This is a genomic window from Microbacterium sp. Mcb102 (genome assembly GCF_024519805.1).
Lineage (GTDB): Bacteria > Actinomycetota > Actinomycetes > Actinomycetales > Microbacteriaceae > Microbacterium.
The window spans coordinates 334,359-347,897 of the sequence record NZ_JALJRG010000001.1 but is presented as its reverse complement, the minus strand read 5'-3'; the positions used below and the strand labels follow the sequence as shown (position 1 = coordinate 347,897).

Below are 13,539 nucleotides of genomic sequence, written 5' to 3'. Positions count from 1 at the left end.
GCTGGCCGCGTGAACCCCTCGCCTGCGCCCGAGCGCGCCACCGATCGCATGCTCTCCCCCAGTCTGCGCGTGCTTCTTCTGCTCGCGGCGAGCGCGGTGACGCTGGCCGGCGTGTACTTCGCGCGTGATCTGTTCGGGCCGATCGCACTCGCCATCGTGATCGTCGTCATCTGCGAGCCGCTTCGCCGCCCGCTCGATCGGCGCGGTTGGCCGCAGTGGGCGAGCACGACCGCGGTCATCGTCGTCGCCTACCTGATACTGCTGTCGATGGGCGCTCTGCTCTGGCTCGCCGGCACGCAGTTCGCGCGACTCATCGGCGACCTGGTGTCGCAGGGCGGTCTCGAGAACACCGCCGCAGAGGTGGTGGGGTGGCTGCAGTCACTCGGCCTCGACGAGGAGGCCTCGGACGCGGCAGCCTCGGTCCTCGATCCCGAGACGCTGCTCGGCGTCGCACGAAGCATCGGCGGCACCGTCCTCAGCGTCGCGACGGCGCTGTTCTTCGTCTGCGCCTACATCATCTTCATGGCGATCGATGCAGCCCGTTACGGTCGAGCGCCCGCTCTGTTCGGCGCGACGAAGGGTGCCGCCCTCGCGCGGATCTCCCGCCTGAACTCCGGCGTCCGGCGCTACTACATCGTCAATGCCACCTTCGGCGCGATCGTGGCTGTCATCGACGGGCTGGCCCTGTGGTGGATGGGCATCCCGGCGCCAGTGGTGTGGGCGATCCTCGCGTTCGTCACGAACTTCATCCCCAACGTCGGCTTCGTGGTCGGGCTCATCCCCCCGGCGATCCTCGCCTTCGTGGTCGGGGGCTGGCCACTGCTTCTCGGCGTCATCGCGGTCTACAGCATCGTCAACGTGGTCCTCCAAGTGCTCGTGCAGCCGAAGTTCGTCAGCGATGCGGTCGACCTCAGCCTCACGCTGAGCTTCTTCTCCGTGATCTTCTGGACCTTCATCATCGGACCGCTCGGCGCGATCCTCTCCATCCCCCTCACCCTGCTCGTGCGCACACTGGTCCTCGAAGGCGATCCTGAGTCGACGTGGGTGCGCTGGCTCTCCGGCGACCACACGGCCCTGCCGCCGGAGCCCGAACCGGAACAGCGTCCCGTCGCGCGCGGTCGGAATCGGCGTCGCCGGGCGCGTGGCAACGGATGAAAGGGCACCCATGGTCTCGGTAAATCACCCGGAGGAGGTTGCGACCCGGGCATGGTCGCCGCGACCCCCACGATGGGATCGTGAACGCGAACGCGCTCGTCCGGAGCGCTCCCGAAGGGAGTCGACGTGCAACGTCCACTCGCGGGGCTGACGAGGCGCAACTTCCTCACGGAGCTGACAGCCGGCGTCACGCTGCTCGCCATCGCCATCCCCTTGAACATCGGATATGCGCAGATCGCCGGGCTCCCCCCGACCGCGGGACTGTACGCGTTGATCGTGCCGACGATCGTGTACGCCCTCGTCGTCTCCTCCCGTCAGCTGGTCGCCTCCCCTGATGCGGCAGCTGCCGCACTCGTCGCCTCGTCGATCGGTGGCCTTGCCGCGGCGGGCAGCGCCGATTACGCGACGCTCGCCCTCGCACAGGCGATCATCTGCGGCGGCATGTTCGTGCTCCTCGCCGTGTTCAAGCTCGGATTCCTGGCGAACTTCCTCTCGAAGCCGATCCTGGTCGGATTCGTCGGCGGCCTCGCACTGGACATCATGGTCAGTCAGGTCGCGAAGATGCTTGGCGTCAAGATCGACTCCGGCAAGGAGTTCACGGGTAAGGTCGCCGACCTCATCGGAGGTCTCGCCACCATCAATCTCTGGGCCGTGCTGATCTCGGTGTGCTCGGTGGCGGTCCTGCTGCTGGGACGCCGGTACCTGCGCGCCATCCCCTGGGCGCTGATCGTCCTCGTGGCGACGACGCTCGTGGTCGTCCTCACGGGTCTCGATCAACGCGGTGTCGCCGTTCTGGGTGAAGTCCCCGCGGGTCCGCCCGAGCTGACCTGGCCGATGATCGATTGGTCACTCTGGCTCGCGCTGATTCCGTCCGCGATCGCGCTGACGCTGGTCACCACCGCTGAGGGGCTCCTGGTCTCGCGCTCCTACTCCGAGAAGCACGGCTATCCGTTCCATGCGAACCGGGACCTGTTCGCGTTCGGCATCGCCAACGTCGCTGCGGGAGCTCAGGGCAGCTTCGCCGTCGGATCGTCGACTTCGCGCACGGCAGCCATGGACCAGGCGGGATCGCGCACACAATTCCCCGCACTGATCCTCGCCGTCGGAACGCTCCTGCTCCTCCTCTTCGGCACCGCTCTGTTGGCGGACATCCCCTCGCCCGCCATCGGTGCCATCGTCGGGGTCGCGATCATCCCGCTCCTCGGGATCCGCGACTTCATCGATCTGTGGCGCAAGGACCGGTTCGAGTTCCTGATCGGCGCGACCTGCTTCCTCGTCACCCTGTTCATCGGCTCGATCCCGGGCATCCTCGTCGCGTTCGTGCTCGCGCTCATCAACATCGCGCGACGCGCTTCGAATCCCGCGATCGACGTCCTGGAATCCAGCGGTGATCCGGGCGAGTCCCTGCTCGAGGACGCTCCTGCCGGAACCGTGACCGCTCCGGGGGTGATCGTCATCCGCCTGGCCGCCCCGCTCTTCTTCGCGAACGGGGCGGTCTTCTCCACCGCGGTGAAGGACGCCATCCGTTCGGCGGGCGACGGGGCCGTCCAGCACCTCGTCGTCGACATGGAGGCCGTGACCGATGTCGATGTCACGGGCGCCGAATCGTTCGCATCGCTCAAGGACTGGCTCGCGGCTCGGTCGGTGTCGCTCTCGTTCAGCAGGGTCCGCCCGAACACGCTGCACCGACTGACCAGCCTCGGGTTGCTGACGTCGGAGGACGTCTATTCGACCAACCGCTCAGCCATCACGCGTCTGGTGCCGTCATCGGCCGAACGCGAATCCCTACCGAAAGAAGACCAGTGATGGGTACCGTCATCGGAGACATGCTTCCGCTCGCACTCGGCGTCGCGATCAGTCCCATACCGATCATCGCCGCGATCCTGATGCTGCTCTCTCCGAAGGCGCGAGTGACCAGCGTCGGGTTCCTGCTCGGCTGGGTCGTCGGCATCGTGGCCGCGGTCACGGTGTTCACCCTGCTGTCCTCGATACTCCCCGCAGATGACCCCGACGTCTCCCATCCGATCCGCGGTGCGGTGCAGCTCGTGCTCGGTCTGCTCCTGTTCGTCCTGGCCTTCGGGCAGTGGCGCAAGCGGCCGAAGGCCGGTGAAGAGGCCGCCCTCCCGAAGTGGATGAAGGCCATCGACACGATCACCTTCCCGGTCGCGCTGGGGCTCGGCTTCCTGCTGTCGGCGGTGAACCCGAAGAACCTGATCATGGCGGCGGGCGCCGGCACCGACATCGGCGCGGCGGCGCTTCCGGGCGGATCCATCGTGCTGGTGATCGTCATCTACACCCTCATCGCCGCTTCGACCGTCCTGGTCCCGGTGGTCGGCTATCTCATCGCCGCCGATCGCCTCCGCGGCCCGCTCGACGCCCTGCGCGGCTGGCTCGCCACCGAGAACGCCGTCATCATGGCCGTCCTGCTGCTCGTGATCGGGGTGTCCATGATCGGCAAGGGCATCGGAAGCTTCTAGACCCGTCACCGACCGGCGCGGGCGAACTCGGAGAAGAGGAGCACGGAGATGGGCGAGCTGATCCTGGATCTCATTCCGGTCGCGCTCGGCGTCGTGCTGAGCCCGCTCGCGATCATGGCTCTCGTCGCGGTGCTGCTGTCGCAGAACGCCAGGGCCAACGGGATCGCGTATCTGCTCGGGTGGTTCCTGGGCCTGGCCGGACTCATGGCGCTCTTCCTGTGGCTGTTCCCGGTGCTCCAGGTGCATCAACGCGGCGAACCGCCCCTCTGGGTGCCGCTCGTGCGTCTGCTCGTCGGCCTCTTCCTCGTCGTCTCCGCCGTCTGGGTGTATCGGAAGGGCCGGGTGCACATCCAGCGGATGGCGGCGGCTTCGACGCCACGCGATGTCGTGGCCGCCTCGCCCCAACTCCCCGGCTGGCTGCACTCGGTGGAGTCCTTCCGCCCCGGGCGCACGCTTCTCCTCGGCATCGGGCTCTTCGTCCTGAACCCGGTCGACGCGTCCTGCGCCATCATCGCCGCGCTCGACATCACCCTGTCCGACGTGGATCCGGCCGCGGGACTCTGGGTCGCAGCCGCCTTCGTCGTGGTGGGCACCCTCCCGATCGCTCTCCCCGTCGTGTACGTCGTCGTGCGGGGACGGGACGCGCAGCCACTGCTCGACCGCGTCCGCACGTGGATCGCCGGCAACACACACGTGCTCAACGCGGCTCTGCTCCTCGTGATCGGCGCCCTCCAGCTGCAGAAGGCGCTCGCGGCGTTGCTCTGAGTGACCGGCTTCCTCTGTGCGCTACTCGATCCCGAGGGCGTGCGCGGCCGCCGTCACACTGTCCCGGTCCGAGACGCCGAGCTTGCGGTAGATGTTGCGCACGTGCGTCTTGACGGTGTTCGGGGAGATGAACTCCTCCTGCGCGATCTGACGCAGCGTCGCGTTGCGGCTCAACGCCAGCAGCACGATGCGTTCGCGATGCGTGAGTTCCGTGTCCACGAGCAACCCCGCGGCGATGAGACGCTCACGGACGGTGTCGGCGAAGCGGGTCCGGGTTCCTGCGGTCGCCCGCGCGCCCAGCAGTCGGATCACGGCAGGATCGGCCGCGGCGATACGGCGGACGTGCTCCTCCGACTCCGCCAGCGAGAGCGCCAGGGAGAGCGAGGCCTGTGCCCGCTCGGAGTCACCGGCATGCACATCGAGCGCGGCGGCGACCAGCCAGGCGTCCACCATCGAGGCCGGCAGCGCACACGTCATCGAGCCGTCGAGAACGGGGGCGAGCGTCTCGCGCGCCACCGCGTGCCGATGATCGTTCAGGGCCGCGATCGCGCGGAGGACCACGACCTCACCACTCGTGCCGAGTGCGCGCTCGGTGTCAGCGATGAACTGGTCCCGCAGATTCGGCTCGCCCAGGCGGTCGAAGGCGTGCACGGCGAAGGTGCCCAGCATCGCGTACCAGTGCGGAGGAAGCGGCATGTCGTCGCGAGGGACCAGCGTCTCGAGCAGCGTGGTCGCCGCCGAACGCGGGTCGGGAGCGCCTTCGGCGTTCAGCAGCGCCATCAGCCCCTGCAGACCCCTCGATATCGCCGGCTCCGAACCCGAGTCGATGATCGCGGCCGCTTCACGGAAGGTCTGTTCCGCGTCGACCGCCTGCAGGCGCTCGTACGGAACCCAGTACCGCCACACTCGGGTCACCTCGTAGAAGGGATCGTCCGGCATTCCGAGTTCGCGCCATCGGGCGTCGAGTCGCGCCCCCGAGGCGAGGACGTCGCGCATCCTGCCCCGGAAGAGGGCGCTGGTGTTCAGGACGGCGGATGCCTGGAGCTCCGCCGTGATCGCGCCGGCCGCTCGCGCCTGATCGGCAGCGGAGCGCGCATAGCGCTCGGCGCGGTCCAGGTGACCGACATACAACTCGCCCATCGCCGCCTGCAGGAATGCGTAGGTGTCGAGCTGGGTCTCTCCCGTGACGATGTCGAACGCACGACCGAGCCGCGCGAGGGCTTCCGTGATCCCTCCGCGGCGCACGGCCGTGTGCAGATCGAGACCCGTCAGCCACTGACGGGTCGCCGCCGAACCGTCCCGGTCGCGTGCGGTCGCGAGGACGGCTGCCGCCGCAGAGGCATCGCCGCGCGCGAGCTCCGCGGCAGCGACCAGCATCTGCACCGCGGCGTCCGACCGCAACGGAGCGGGCATTGTCCCGATCGCCTCGATCACGGCGCAGGCGTGCCCCGTCAGGATCAGTTGCATCCCGCACCGACGCAGAACCACGGAGATGCACGCCGGATCCGAGCTCTGCGTGGCGTGTCGCAGCGCAGGAAGATGCTCCTGCTGCTCGGCGAACCACTCGGCGGTTTCCTTCTCGAGGCGATCGACGACCGCCCGCCCCCGGTCCCGCAGGCGGGCAGCGAGGAACTCCCGCAGCAGCGGGTGATAGTGGTACCAGACGGGGTCGCTGCCGCGCCTCCCCATCAGCACGCTGAGCTGCACGAGTCTCTCGACGAGCGCGGCGGCGGGAGCACCGGGGGCGAGTCGGTACGCGAGGTCGAGCGAGAACGCCTCCGGGACGGAGGTGATGAGGAGGAACTCCCGCAGCTCCTCGTCCAGGTCGGCGAAGACCTCCTCGAGGAAGTAATCGACCAGCGCCGGCGCATCCCCGCGGAGCGCGCTGTCGGTGATGTCGGCGTGCGCCGCTCCAGCGAGCACCATGAGGCGGAGTCCCGCGGCCCAGCCCTCGGTCCGCTGGAGAATCTTCGTGATCTCCCCCTGGGAAACCGGGATCCCGTTGGCGCGGAAGAAGGACCGCACCTCCGCGGGGGTGAACGCCAGATCGGCGTTGTCGAGCTCGAGAGCGATTCCGGCGATACGACGCCGCGCAACGCGGATCAGCCGCGTGCCGCGCCCGGAGAGGACGACGTGCGCGTTGCCGGGGACAGCCTGGACGAACCCCGACAGCATGTCGGCCAGCTCCGGTGTGCGGATCAGGTGGACGTCGTCGAAGACGAGCACGATGCGGCGGGGGGGTGCCCGCAGCACGCGCGCGAGGGACCGACCCGTGTCGCTCGATACCGCTCGGGGAACCTTCGCCAGGCTCTCCTGGAGCCGCGCATCGTCGATCCGTTCGAGCGCCGATCGGAGAAGCGAGAGATCGACGTCACCGCGCTGGAACGAGACCCACACCACCGCGGTGTCCGGTTCCGCGTCGATCATCTGGGCCCAGCGGGCGAGGAGCCTGGTCTTGCCGGCTCCGGCCGGGGCGGTGACGAGCGTCAAGGTCCAGGGCTCGTCCATCGCGGCCGTGAGCCGGTCGAGCAGTCGTGGACGCGCGACGTCATCCTCGCCCGCCTCGGGGACGAACGTCCTCGGTGCATCGTCGTCGCCGATGCTCTCCGTCATGGGAACCCCCCGGTCCATCGTTCGACGCCAGGCCAGTAGATATCCGCAGTATGACACCGCGCAGATAAGGGCTCAAGCGCTTCCGAGAGGACGAAGGTCTAGACCGAGGGCGACCTCCGTCGAAGAGCGAGCAACGAGAGGAGAGACGGCACGGCTGCCCCGAAGAAGAGCGCCAGCCCGACGCCGAGAAGTGTCTCCAGTGCCCGCTCGAGGAAGCGTGCTCCGGGCTGCTCCGTGGAGTTCACCAGGATGAAGGTCAGGGCGATGAACGTCGTGAAGCCCGGGGCCACGTACCAGCGGCTCCCCTGGGTCGCACACAGGGCACCGACGACGACGCCGGCGACGAGGCCGATGACGAGATCTCCCGGCGCGAGGACTGCGAAAGCGGCGGCGGCGAAAGCGCCGACGAGCACCGAGATCGCCCGGCCGATGCTGCGCGATATGAGTTGCCCGCGCACAGGACGCATCACCAGCAGCACCGCTGCCGTCGCCCAGCCGACGTGCTGCAGATCGAGGAGGAAGCCCACAGCGGCGGCGATCGCAGCCGCGGCACCGAGAAGGAGCCCGTAGACCAGCATCGCCCGACCTCGCGGCACAGGAGCTGCGGGCGGCGGCGGGCCATCTCGCTCCGGCCAGAGCAGGGAGACGAGCCACGCGTACAGCGATCCCGCCACCATACTTCCCGCGAGCCCGACGGCTGCCGATGACCAGGGGAAGCTCAGACCGATGCCGATCATCGGCAGGACGAGGATCAGCACGAGCTGCGCCAGGCGCCCATGCACCGCATTGATGCACGCGAGCACGGCCGCGCCGAAAACCGCGACGACGGCGACGGCGGGCACGGTGGCGAGCAGCGAACCCACGAGCAGCCCGATCGCACTGAGACCTCCGACGAGGAGGATGACCGCGCGACCGCGTCGCCGAGGCGGAAGCCGGAACGCCGCCGCGGGAAGAACACCGACGGCGAGAGCGAGACCGAGCGTCGGGCTGAAGGGAGCGACGACCATCGCGGGCAGGGCGAAAGCGATACCGAGACCGAACCTCGCCCACTGCCAGGTCAGGCCGGCCTGGTCATCCACCCCGACCGCCTCGCCGACGCGATCCGAATGCCTCTCCGCATGCCCGTCCCCCTTGTTCGCCGACGGCGGTCTCCCGCCATTCGCCCTCACGGCTCAGCCTAGGCACCGCTCGATCAGCCGTCAGCGTGCATCATCGAGTTCACCAGGGTGAACGCCGCCTCCCGCCGCCGCTGGGCGATGGGCGGTGGCGGCCGTCTCCATCCCCTCCCGCACGGTGTCGTGCACGCGACCGGCCGCGCGCAGCGCCGTGAACCACGGCGTGCGTCCGGCGACAGCGGCGGCCGGTTCAGGGAGCGCGGCCAGGTGAAGCTCCGTGTCGCGCTGCGCGAGCTCCCGGTCGAGGTTCTCGAGCGCCTCGAGCACGGTGATGGTCATGACCTCCTGCTGCCTCATCCCGAGCACGAGAGCCGCGACCTCCTCTTCCTCGCCGTCGACGATCTCGAGAAGCCTGCGCTCGTTGACCAGCGCATTCGCGGTGTACAGCCCGCGCTCCAGGTGGATGCCGAGCACGCCGGCGATCCTTCCCACCACGCGGATCCTCGGGACGTTCACTTCGCGCAGCACGAGGATCAGCGTCACCACGACACCGACGGCGACGGCCGACAACAATCCCGCGGTGAGCCCGATGATCGCGACCGACAGCGCGATCCAGAAGTCGACGCGGCTGATCCGAGCCCATCGCAGCAGCTCCGGGACGTTGATGAGCCCCGCGACCGCGACGAAGACCATGGCGGCCAGGGTGGCCTCGGGCATGAGGCTGAGGACAGGCCCGAGGAACAGGGCGACCAGGACGGCGAGCACGACCGTGACGACCGTCGCCAGCTGGGATCGCGCCCCGGCGCTCTGGTTCACTGCGCTCTGCGAGAAACCACCCGCCGCGGGCATGGTGCCGAAGAACGAGCCGACGGTGTTCGCCGCACCGGTGGCGAAGAGTTCCTGGTTGCTGTCGATCTGTGGTTCGTCCGCGGTGCGCAGGCTTCGGGCGACGGCTGCGGACTCGAGAAAAGCCATGACGGCGATCGCGAGGGCACCGGGAACGAGCGCGGTGACCTGCGCCAGGTCGGGCAATCCGGGAACGGGCAGTCCGCTCGGCACGGCGGCGATGAGACTCACTCCGAGTCGGTCGATCCCGCCGAGCCAGACCAGGAGGATCCCGCCGACCACGACGACGAGTGTCCCCGGGACCTTCGGCACCCAGCGCTTCAGCACCACCAGCAGCACCACCGAGCCTGCCGACAGCGCGACCGTCGGCCAGTTGACGCTGCCGAACGCCTCTCCGACGGCGGCCAACGATCGGAAGAACCCGTGCCCCGAGAAGTTGTAGGTCTCCCCCAGCAGCTTCGGCAGCTGACCGACGGCCACCGTGGCGCCGACGCCGATCTTGAGTCCGAGCACGGTGGCCCCGCTGATGTTCTCGACGAGGGAGCCGAGTCGGCCGACCCGGGCGAGAAGCAGGATGATTCCGACCAGCAGCGTGAGCATCATCAGGGAGCCGATCGCGTCCTCCGCGCCGGCTGCGACCCCGGCGGAGACGAGGGTCGTCGCCGTGAGCGTCGCGATCGTCGAGGTCGTCGAGACGCTCATCGCCCGGCTGCCTCCGAGGGCGGCGTAGACCACCATCGGCACGATGCACGTGTACAGCCCCACCTGGACGGGAAGGTTCGCGATCGTCGCGTACGCCATCGCCTGCGGGATCACCACGGCACCGGCCGAGAGTCCGGCGACCACGTCTCGGACGACCCATCTGGTCTGGTAACCCGCCAGCGTGCTGAACAGCCAGGACGGTCTGGTCACTGCATCCTCCTGCCTCCGTGTGGTCGTCCGGCCGAGCGTACTGCGGTCGGGACTCACCATGAACCGCATCTCACCCTGCAGGGGTGGCCCTTCGCCAAGGCGGGCCACCCGCTTTAAGTTGTGCACAACTTACTTGCGTGCAATACTCATCGCATGGCCATGACCGACGAGATGGTGTGCTTCTCGCTGTACTCCGCATCACGCGCGACCACGCAGGCGTACCGCACACTCCTCGCCCCCTGGGGGCTGACCTATCCGCAGTATCTCGTGCTGGCCGCACTGTGGCTCGAAGGAGAGCAGACCATCAGCTCGCTCGGGGCGGTGATGCGACTCGACTCCGGCACGCTCTCGCCCCTCGTGCGTCGTCTGGAACAGGCGGGACTCGTCACCCGAGTCCGAGGCGAGGCCGACGAACGGGTCGTGACCGTACAGCTCACCGAACGCGGCCAGGCACTTCGCACCGAGGTCGCCCCGATCCACGGTGCGGTCGCCGAAGCTGCCGGGCTGAGCGACGACGACCGTCGGCGCGAGCTCATCGCCGAACTGCACGACATCACCGAGCGGCTCCAGCTCCTCACCGCGAGTCTCTCCGCGCCCGCCCCGGCGGACGCCACCCACTGAACCCCTCCACCCGAAAAGGAAGTCCCATGCGCGCACTCATCCACCCGACGTTCGGCGATCCCGAGCAGGTCCTCCGAATCGAAGACCGCCCCCTGCCCGAGCCCGGCGCCGGCCAGGTTCGTCTTCGGACGGTCCTCTCCCCCATCCACAACCACGATCTGTGGACCGTCCGCGGCACGTACGGCTTCAAGCCCGACCTCCCCGCGGCTTCGGGCACCGAGGCGGTCGGCATCGTCGACGCTCTCGGTGCGGGCGTCGATCACCTCGCCGTCGGCCAGCGCGTCGCGACGGGCGGCACGTTCGGCGCATGGTCGGAGTACTTCCTCGCGAACGCCGCAGGTCTGATCCCCGTGCCCGACGCCCTCTCGGACGAGGACGCAGCGCAGCTGGTCTCCATGCCGTTCAGCACGATCACCCTGCTGCGATTCCTCGACGTGCAGCCGGGCGAGTGGATCGTGCAGAATGCGGCCAACGGCGCGGTGGGCCGCATGCTCGCCCAGCTCGGCGCCGCCCGCGGCGTCAACGTCCTCGGACTCGTCCGTCGCACCGCCGGCATCGAGGAGCTCCGGACCCAGGGCATCGAAGGTGTCATCGCCACGGACCAGGACGACTGGCGGGATCAGGTCGCGCACATCACCGGCGGCGCACCGATCGTCGCGGGCGTCGACTCCGTCGGCGGGTCTTCGGCGGGCGACGTGCTGTCGCTCCTTGCCGAGGGCGGCACGCTCGTGGCTTTCGGAGCCATGGACTCCCCCACGATGGAGATCGCCTCGTCCGACGTCATCTTCAAGCAGGCGACGGTGAAGGGCTTCTGGGGCAGCAAGGTCATGCCCAGCCTCGACCCCGGCACACGCGGCGAGCTGTTCGGCGAACTGGTCCAGCGCGTCACCGACGGCACCCTGACCCTTCCGGTCGCCGGCATCTTCGACGCCGCCGACATCGGCGCGGCCGTGCAGGCGAGCAACACCGCCGGACGCATCGGAAAGGTGCTGCTGCGCTTCTGATCCACGCCTCGACATCGGGGTTCCGCACGTCGGAGCCCCGGTGCAGAGTGTGGGCATGGAGATCACACTCGCCAGCCCCGAGGGGCTCGTCGTCAGTCCCGCATTCAGCCACGTCGCCGTCGTGCCGCCGGGCGCGACCACGATCTACGTCGGCGGCCAGAACGGCATCGATGCCACCGGAGCGATCGTCTCGTCCGATGCCGCCGACCAATCGCTGCGCGCCGTCGAGAACGCCCGCATCGCGCTGGAGTCCGCCGGCGCCGGACTCGACGACGTGATCAGCTGGACAGTCCTGATCCATCAAGACGCCGACCTGCGCGCGGCGTACGGCGCGGTCGCCTCCCGGCTCGCGCGAGAAGGCGCACCGCCTCTGGTCACGGCGGCTCTCGTCGCCGGCCTGGGGGTTCCCGGTGCGCTCATCGAAGTGAGCGCGGTGGCTGCCGTCATCCGAGCCTGATCCCCCCGCGGCCGGGGGCGCCACGTCCCGACTGCGGGCTCAGATCCTCCCTCGGACCGGCGTCCGCTCCGCGGTGTCGCCCTCGTCGGGCATCGTCATCTCCGCGCGCACGCCCAGGAGACGCACCTCCCGCTCAGTGTCGAGGGTCTTGGCAAGCGCGAGGGCGGCCGCCACGAATTCCTCCGGATCGGTCGTCGGTGCAGAGAGCTTGCGCCCGAGCGTCTTCGTCTCGAACGGCGCGTACCGCACTTTGAGATGCGCGCGGACGACGGGTCTTCCTTCAGCGGCGCAGTCGTCGAAGGCCTGAACGGCGAGTTCCCGGACGGCGGCGGTGACCTGCGCGGTCGTCGTGAGGTTCTGCTGGTAGGTCGTCTCACGACTGTGGCTGCGTGCCACCCACGGCGTGTCGTCGACGACGCTCGGCCCGAGCCCCGAGCCGAGCCCGTGATACCAGACCCCCCTCCGCGGACCGAACTCCGCGGCGAGCGCCTGCTCGTCGGCGTCCGCGAGTTCTCGGACCGTCGTGATCCCGTGCGCGGCCAGTCGCTTCTGCACCTTGGAGCCGACGCCCCACAGGTCACGGGTGGGCTTGTCGCCCATCACCTCGAACCAGTTCTCCGCCGTCAGCCGGAAGATCCCGCGCGGCTTTCCGAACTCGGTCGCGATCTTGGCACGCACCTTGTTGTCCCCGATGCCGACGGAGCAGTGCAGCTCAGTCGCGGCCAGCACGGCCGCCTGTGCAGCGGTGGCGATCCGCTCCGGGTCCTCCGTCGTCACACCGAGGAAGCACTCATCCCACCCGATGACCTCGAGCACCACGTCGGGCAACGACCGGAGCGCGGCCATCACCTCGCCGGAGGCGACCGCGTACGTTTCCTGGTCCACGGGCAGGAAGACGGCGTTCTCCGGGGCTTTGCGTGCCGCGATCTTGAGCGGCATCCCCGAACCGATGCCGTACGCGCGCGCTTCGTAGGATGCGGTCGATACGACGGCGCGCTCCGTGGGGTCACCGCGTCCGCCCACGATCACCGGGAGCCCGGCGAGCTCCGGTCTGCGCAGCACCTCGACCGCGGCGATGAACTGATCCATGTCCACGTGCAGCACCCAGTCGGCCATGCAACGAGTGTGGCGGCTGGAAGCGCGCGTGTCACCCCGCTCCGGGCTCCCGGTCGGTCGGCGATCAGCCGATCGCGACGCCGATCGCGGTGACGACCACGGCGAGCAGGGGGAGCGTCCCCTGCATCAGTGCGGCACGCGCCTTCGCGCGGTCCGAGAGGATGAGCACCAATGCGGCGGCGAGCATCATCGCGGTGCCGGCGAACACCAGGGTCAGTCCGACGGTGGCCGAACCGACGATCACGAGGCCGATACCGAGCAGGGTCGTGAGTGCGAGGAAGAGGTTGTAGAAGCCCTGGTTGAAGGCCAGCTGCTTCATCGTGACGGCATCCGCCTCGCTGGCGACGCCGAAGATCTTCCTCGTCTCCGGCTCGGTCCACCGCAGCGACTCGAGCGCGAAGATGAAGACGTGGAACGCAGCGGCGGCTGCGGCGAGGACGAGACCGACGATGAGCATG

At 69.0% G+C, this 13,539-nt stretch carries 12 protein-coding genes; 7 read left to right on the top strand and 5 right to left on the bottom strand.

Annotation, left to right across the window (positions count from 1 at the left end; all coding sequences use genetic code 11):
- The first annotated feature begins 9 nt into the window (after nucleotides 1–9).
- The 4 genes from OC372_RS01645 (at nucleotide 10) to OC372_RS01630 (ending at nucleotide 4,397) form a co-directional block, all read left to right on the top strand.
- Nucleotides 10–1,155: an AI-2E family transporter gene (locus tag OC372_RS01645; RefSeq protein ID WP_258133946.1), complete on the top strand. Its 1,146-nt coding sequence runs from the start codon at nucleotides 10–12 to the stop codon at nucleotides 1,153–1,155.
- Nucleotides 1,156–1,281: 126 nt separating this feature from the next.
- Nucleotides 1,282–2,961, top strand: a complete 1,680-nt coding sequence (locus OC372_RS01640; protein WP_105709712.1) for a SulP family inorganic anion transporter — start codon at nucleotides 1,282–1,284, stop codon at nucleotides 2,959–2,961.
- On the top strand, nucleotides 2,961–3,632 hold the full coding sequence (locus OC372_RS01635) for a GAP family protein (protein WP_262000748.1): 672 nt from the start codon (nucleotides 2,961–2,963) through the stop codon (nucleotides 3,630–3,632). The genes OC372_RS01640 and OC372_RS01635 overlap by 1 nt, the downstream gene beginning before the upstream one ends.
- A 48-nt stretch (nucleotides 3,633–3,680) precedes the next feature.
- Nucleotides 3,681–4,397, top strand: coding sequence for a GAP family protein (locus OC372_RS01630; RefSeq protein ID WP_262000747.1), 717 nt, complete (start codon nucleotides 3,681–3,683; stop codon nucleotides 4,395–4,397).
- A 21-nt stretch (nucleotides 4,398–4,418) separates the two neighbouring features.
- Here the strand turns inward: OC372_RS01630 and OC372_RS01625 are convergent, their stop codons facing one another.
- The 3 genes from OC372_RS01625 to OC372_RS01615 all read right to left on the bottom strand — a co-directional run bounded on the left by OC372_RS01625 (nucleotide 4,419) and on the right by OC372_RS01615 (nucleotide 9,883).
- Nucleotides 4,419–7,010 carry a LuxR C-terminal-related transcriptional regulator gene (locus OC372_RS01625; protein ID WP_262000746.1) on the bottom strand — a complete coding sequence of 864 codons (2,592 nt, stop codon included), beginning with the start codon at nucleotides 7,008–7,010 and terminating at the stop codon, nucleotides 4,419–4,421.
- Nucleotides 7,011–7,108: 98 nt separating this feature from the next.
- On the bottom strand, nucleotides 7,109–8,089 hold the full coding sequence (locus OC372_RS01620; protein ID WP_231481856.1) for an FUSC family protein: 981 nt from the start codon (nucleotides 8,087–8,089) through the stop codon (nucleotides 7,109–7,111).
- Between the two features lie 120 nt (nucleotides 8,090–8,209).
- Nucleotides 8,210–9,883 carry a SulP family inorganic anion transporter gene (locus tag OC372_RS01615; RefSeq protein WP_262000745.1) on the bottom strand — a complete coding sequence of 558 codons (1,674 nt, stop codon included), beginning with the start codon at nucleotides 9,881–9,883 and terminating at the stop codon, nucleotides 8,210–8,212.
- Between the two features lie 153 nt (nucleotides 9,884–10,036).
- On the opposite strand from OC372_RS01615, the gene OC372_RS01610 reads away from it, so the two are divergent.
- From OC372_RS01610 to OC372_RS01600, 3 genes are read left to right on the top strand one after another with little or no spacing between them, the layout of a single operon-like run.
- Nucleotides 10,037–10,504 (top strand): MarR family winged helix-turn-helix transcriptional regulator, encoded by a 468-nt coding sequence (locus OC372_RS01610; RefSeq protein WP_181156182.1) that lies wholly within the window; start codon nucleotides 10,037–10,039, stop codon nucleotides 10,502–10,504.
- A 26-nt stretch (nucleotides 10,505–10,530) separates the two neighbouring features.
- On the top strand, nucleotides 10,531–11,508 hold the full coding sequence (locus OC372_RS01605) for a zinc-binding dehydrogenase (RefSeq protein ID WP_029261904.1): 978 nt from the start codon (nucleotides 10,531–10,533) through the stop codon (nucleotides 11,506–11,508).
- 55 nt (nucleotides 11,509–11,563) lie between these two features.
- Nucleotides 11,564–11,965 carry a RidA family protein gene (locus OC372_RS01600; RefSeq protein ID WP_105709707.1) on the top strand — a complete coding sequence of 134 codons (402 nt, stop codon included), beginning with the start codon at nucleotides 11,564–11,566 and terminating at the stop codon, nucleotides 11,963–11,965.
- 39 nt (nucleotides 11,966–12,004) lie between these two features.
- Here the strand turns inward: OC372_RS01600 and OC372_RS01595 are convergent, their stop codons facing one another.
- Both OC372_RS01595 and OC372_RS01590 read right to left on the bottom strand, forming a co-directional pair.
- Nucleotides 12,005–13,081, bottom strand: coding sequence for a DNA polymerase IV (locus OC372_RS01595; protein ID WP_262000744.1), 1,077 nt, complete (start codon nucleotides 13,079–13,081; stop codon nucleotides 12,005–12,007).
- Nucleotides 13,082–13,145: 64 nt separating this feature from the next.
- Nucleotides 13,146–13,538 carry a DUF1304 domain-containing protein gene (locus tag OC372_RS01590; RefSeq protein ID WP_105709705.1) on the bottom strand — a complete coding sequence of 131 codons (393 nt, stop codon included), beginning with the start codon at nucleotides 13,536–13,538 and terminating at the stop codon, nucleotides 13,146–13,148.
- Nucleotide 13,539 lies beyond the last annotated feature (1 nt).

Excerpts from the sequence above, each read along its gene's own strand:
- OC372_RS01590 (WP_105709705.1), bottom strand. The coding sequence starts at position 13,538 with ATGCTCATCGTCGGTCTCGTCCTCGCCGCAGCCGCCGCTGCGTTCCAC.
- OC372_RS01630 (WP_262000747.1), top strand. The coding sequence starts at position 3,681 with ATGGGCGAGCTGATCCTGGATCTCATTCCGGTCGCGCTCGGCGTCGTG.
- OC372_RS01605 (WP_029261904.1), top strand. The coding sequence starts at position 10,531 with ATGCGCGCACTCATCCACCCGACGTTCGGCGATCCCGAGCAGGTCCTC.
- OC372_RS01635 (WP_262000748.1), top strand. The coding sequence starts at position 2,961 with ATGGGTACCGTCATCGGAGACATGCTTCCGCTCGCACTCGGCGTCGCG.
- OC372_RS01625 (WP_262000746.1), bottom strand. The coding sequence starts at position 7,010 with ATGACGGAGAGCATCGGCGACGACGATGCACCGAGGACGTTCGTCCCC.
- OC372_RS01595 (WP_262000744.1), bottom strand. The coding sequence starts at position 13,081 with ATGGCCGACTGGGTGCTGCACGTGGACATGGATCAGTTCATCGCCGCG.
- OC372_RS01610 (WP_181156182.1), top strand. The coding sequence starts at position 10,037 with ATGGCCATGACCGACGAGATGGTGTGCTTCTCGCTGTACTCCGCATCA.
- OC372_RS01600 (WP_105709707.1), top strand. The coding sequence starts at position 11,564 with ATGGAGATCACACTCGCCAGCCCCGAGGGGCTCGTCGTCAGTCCCGCA.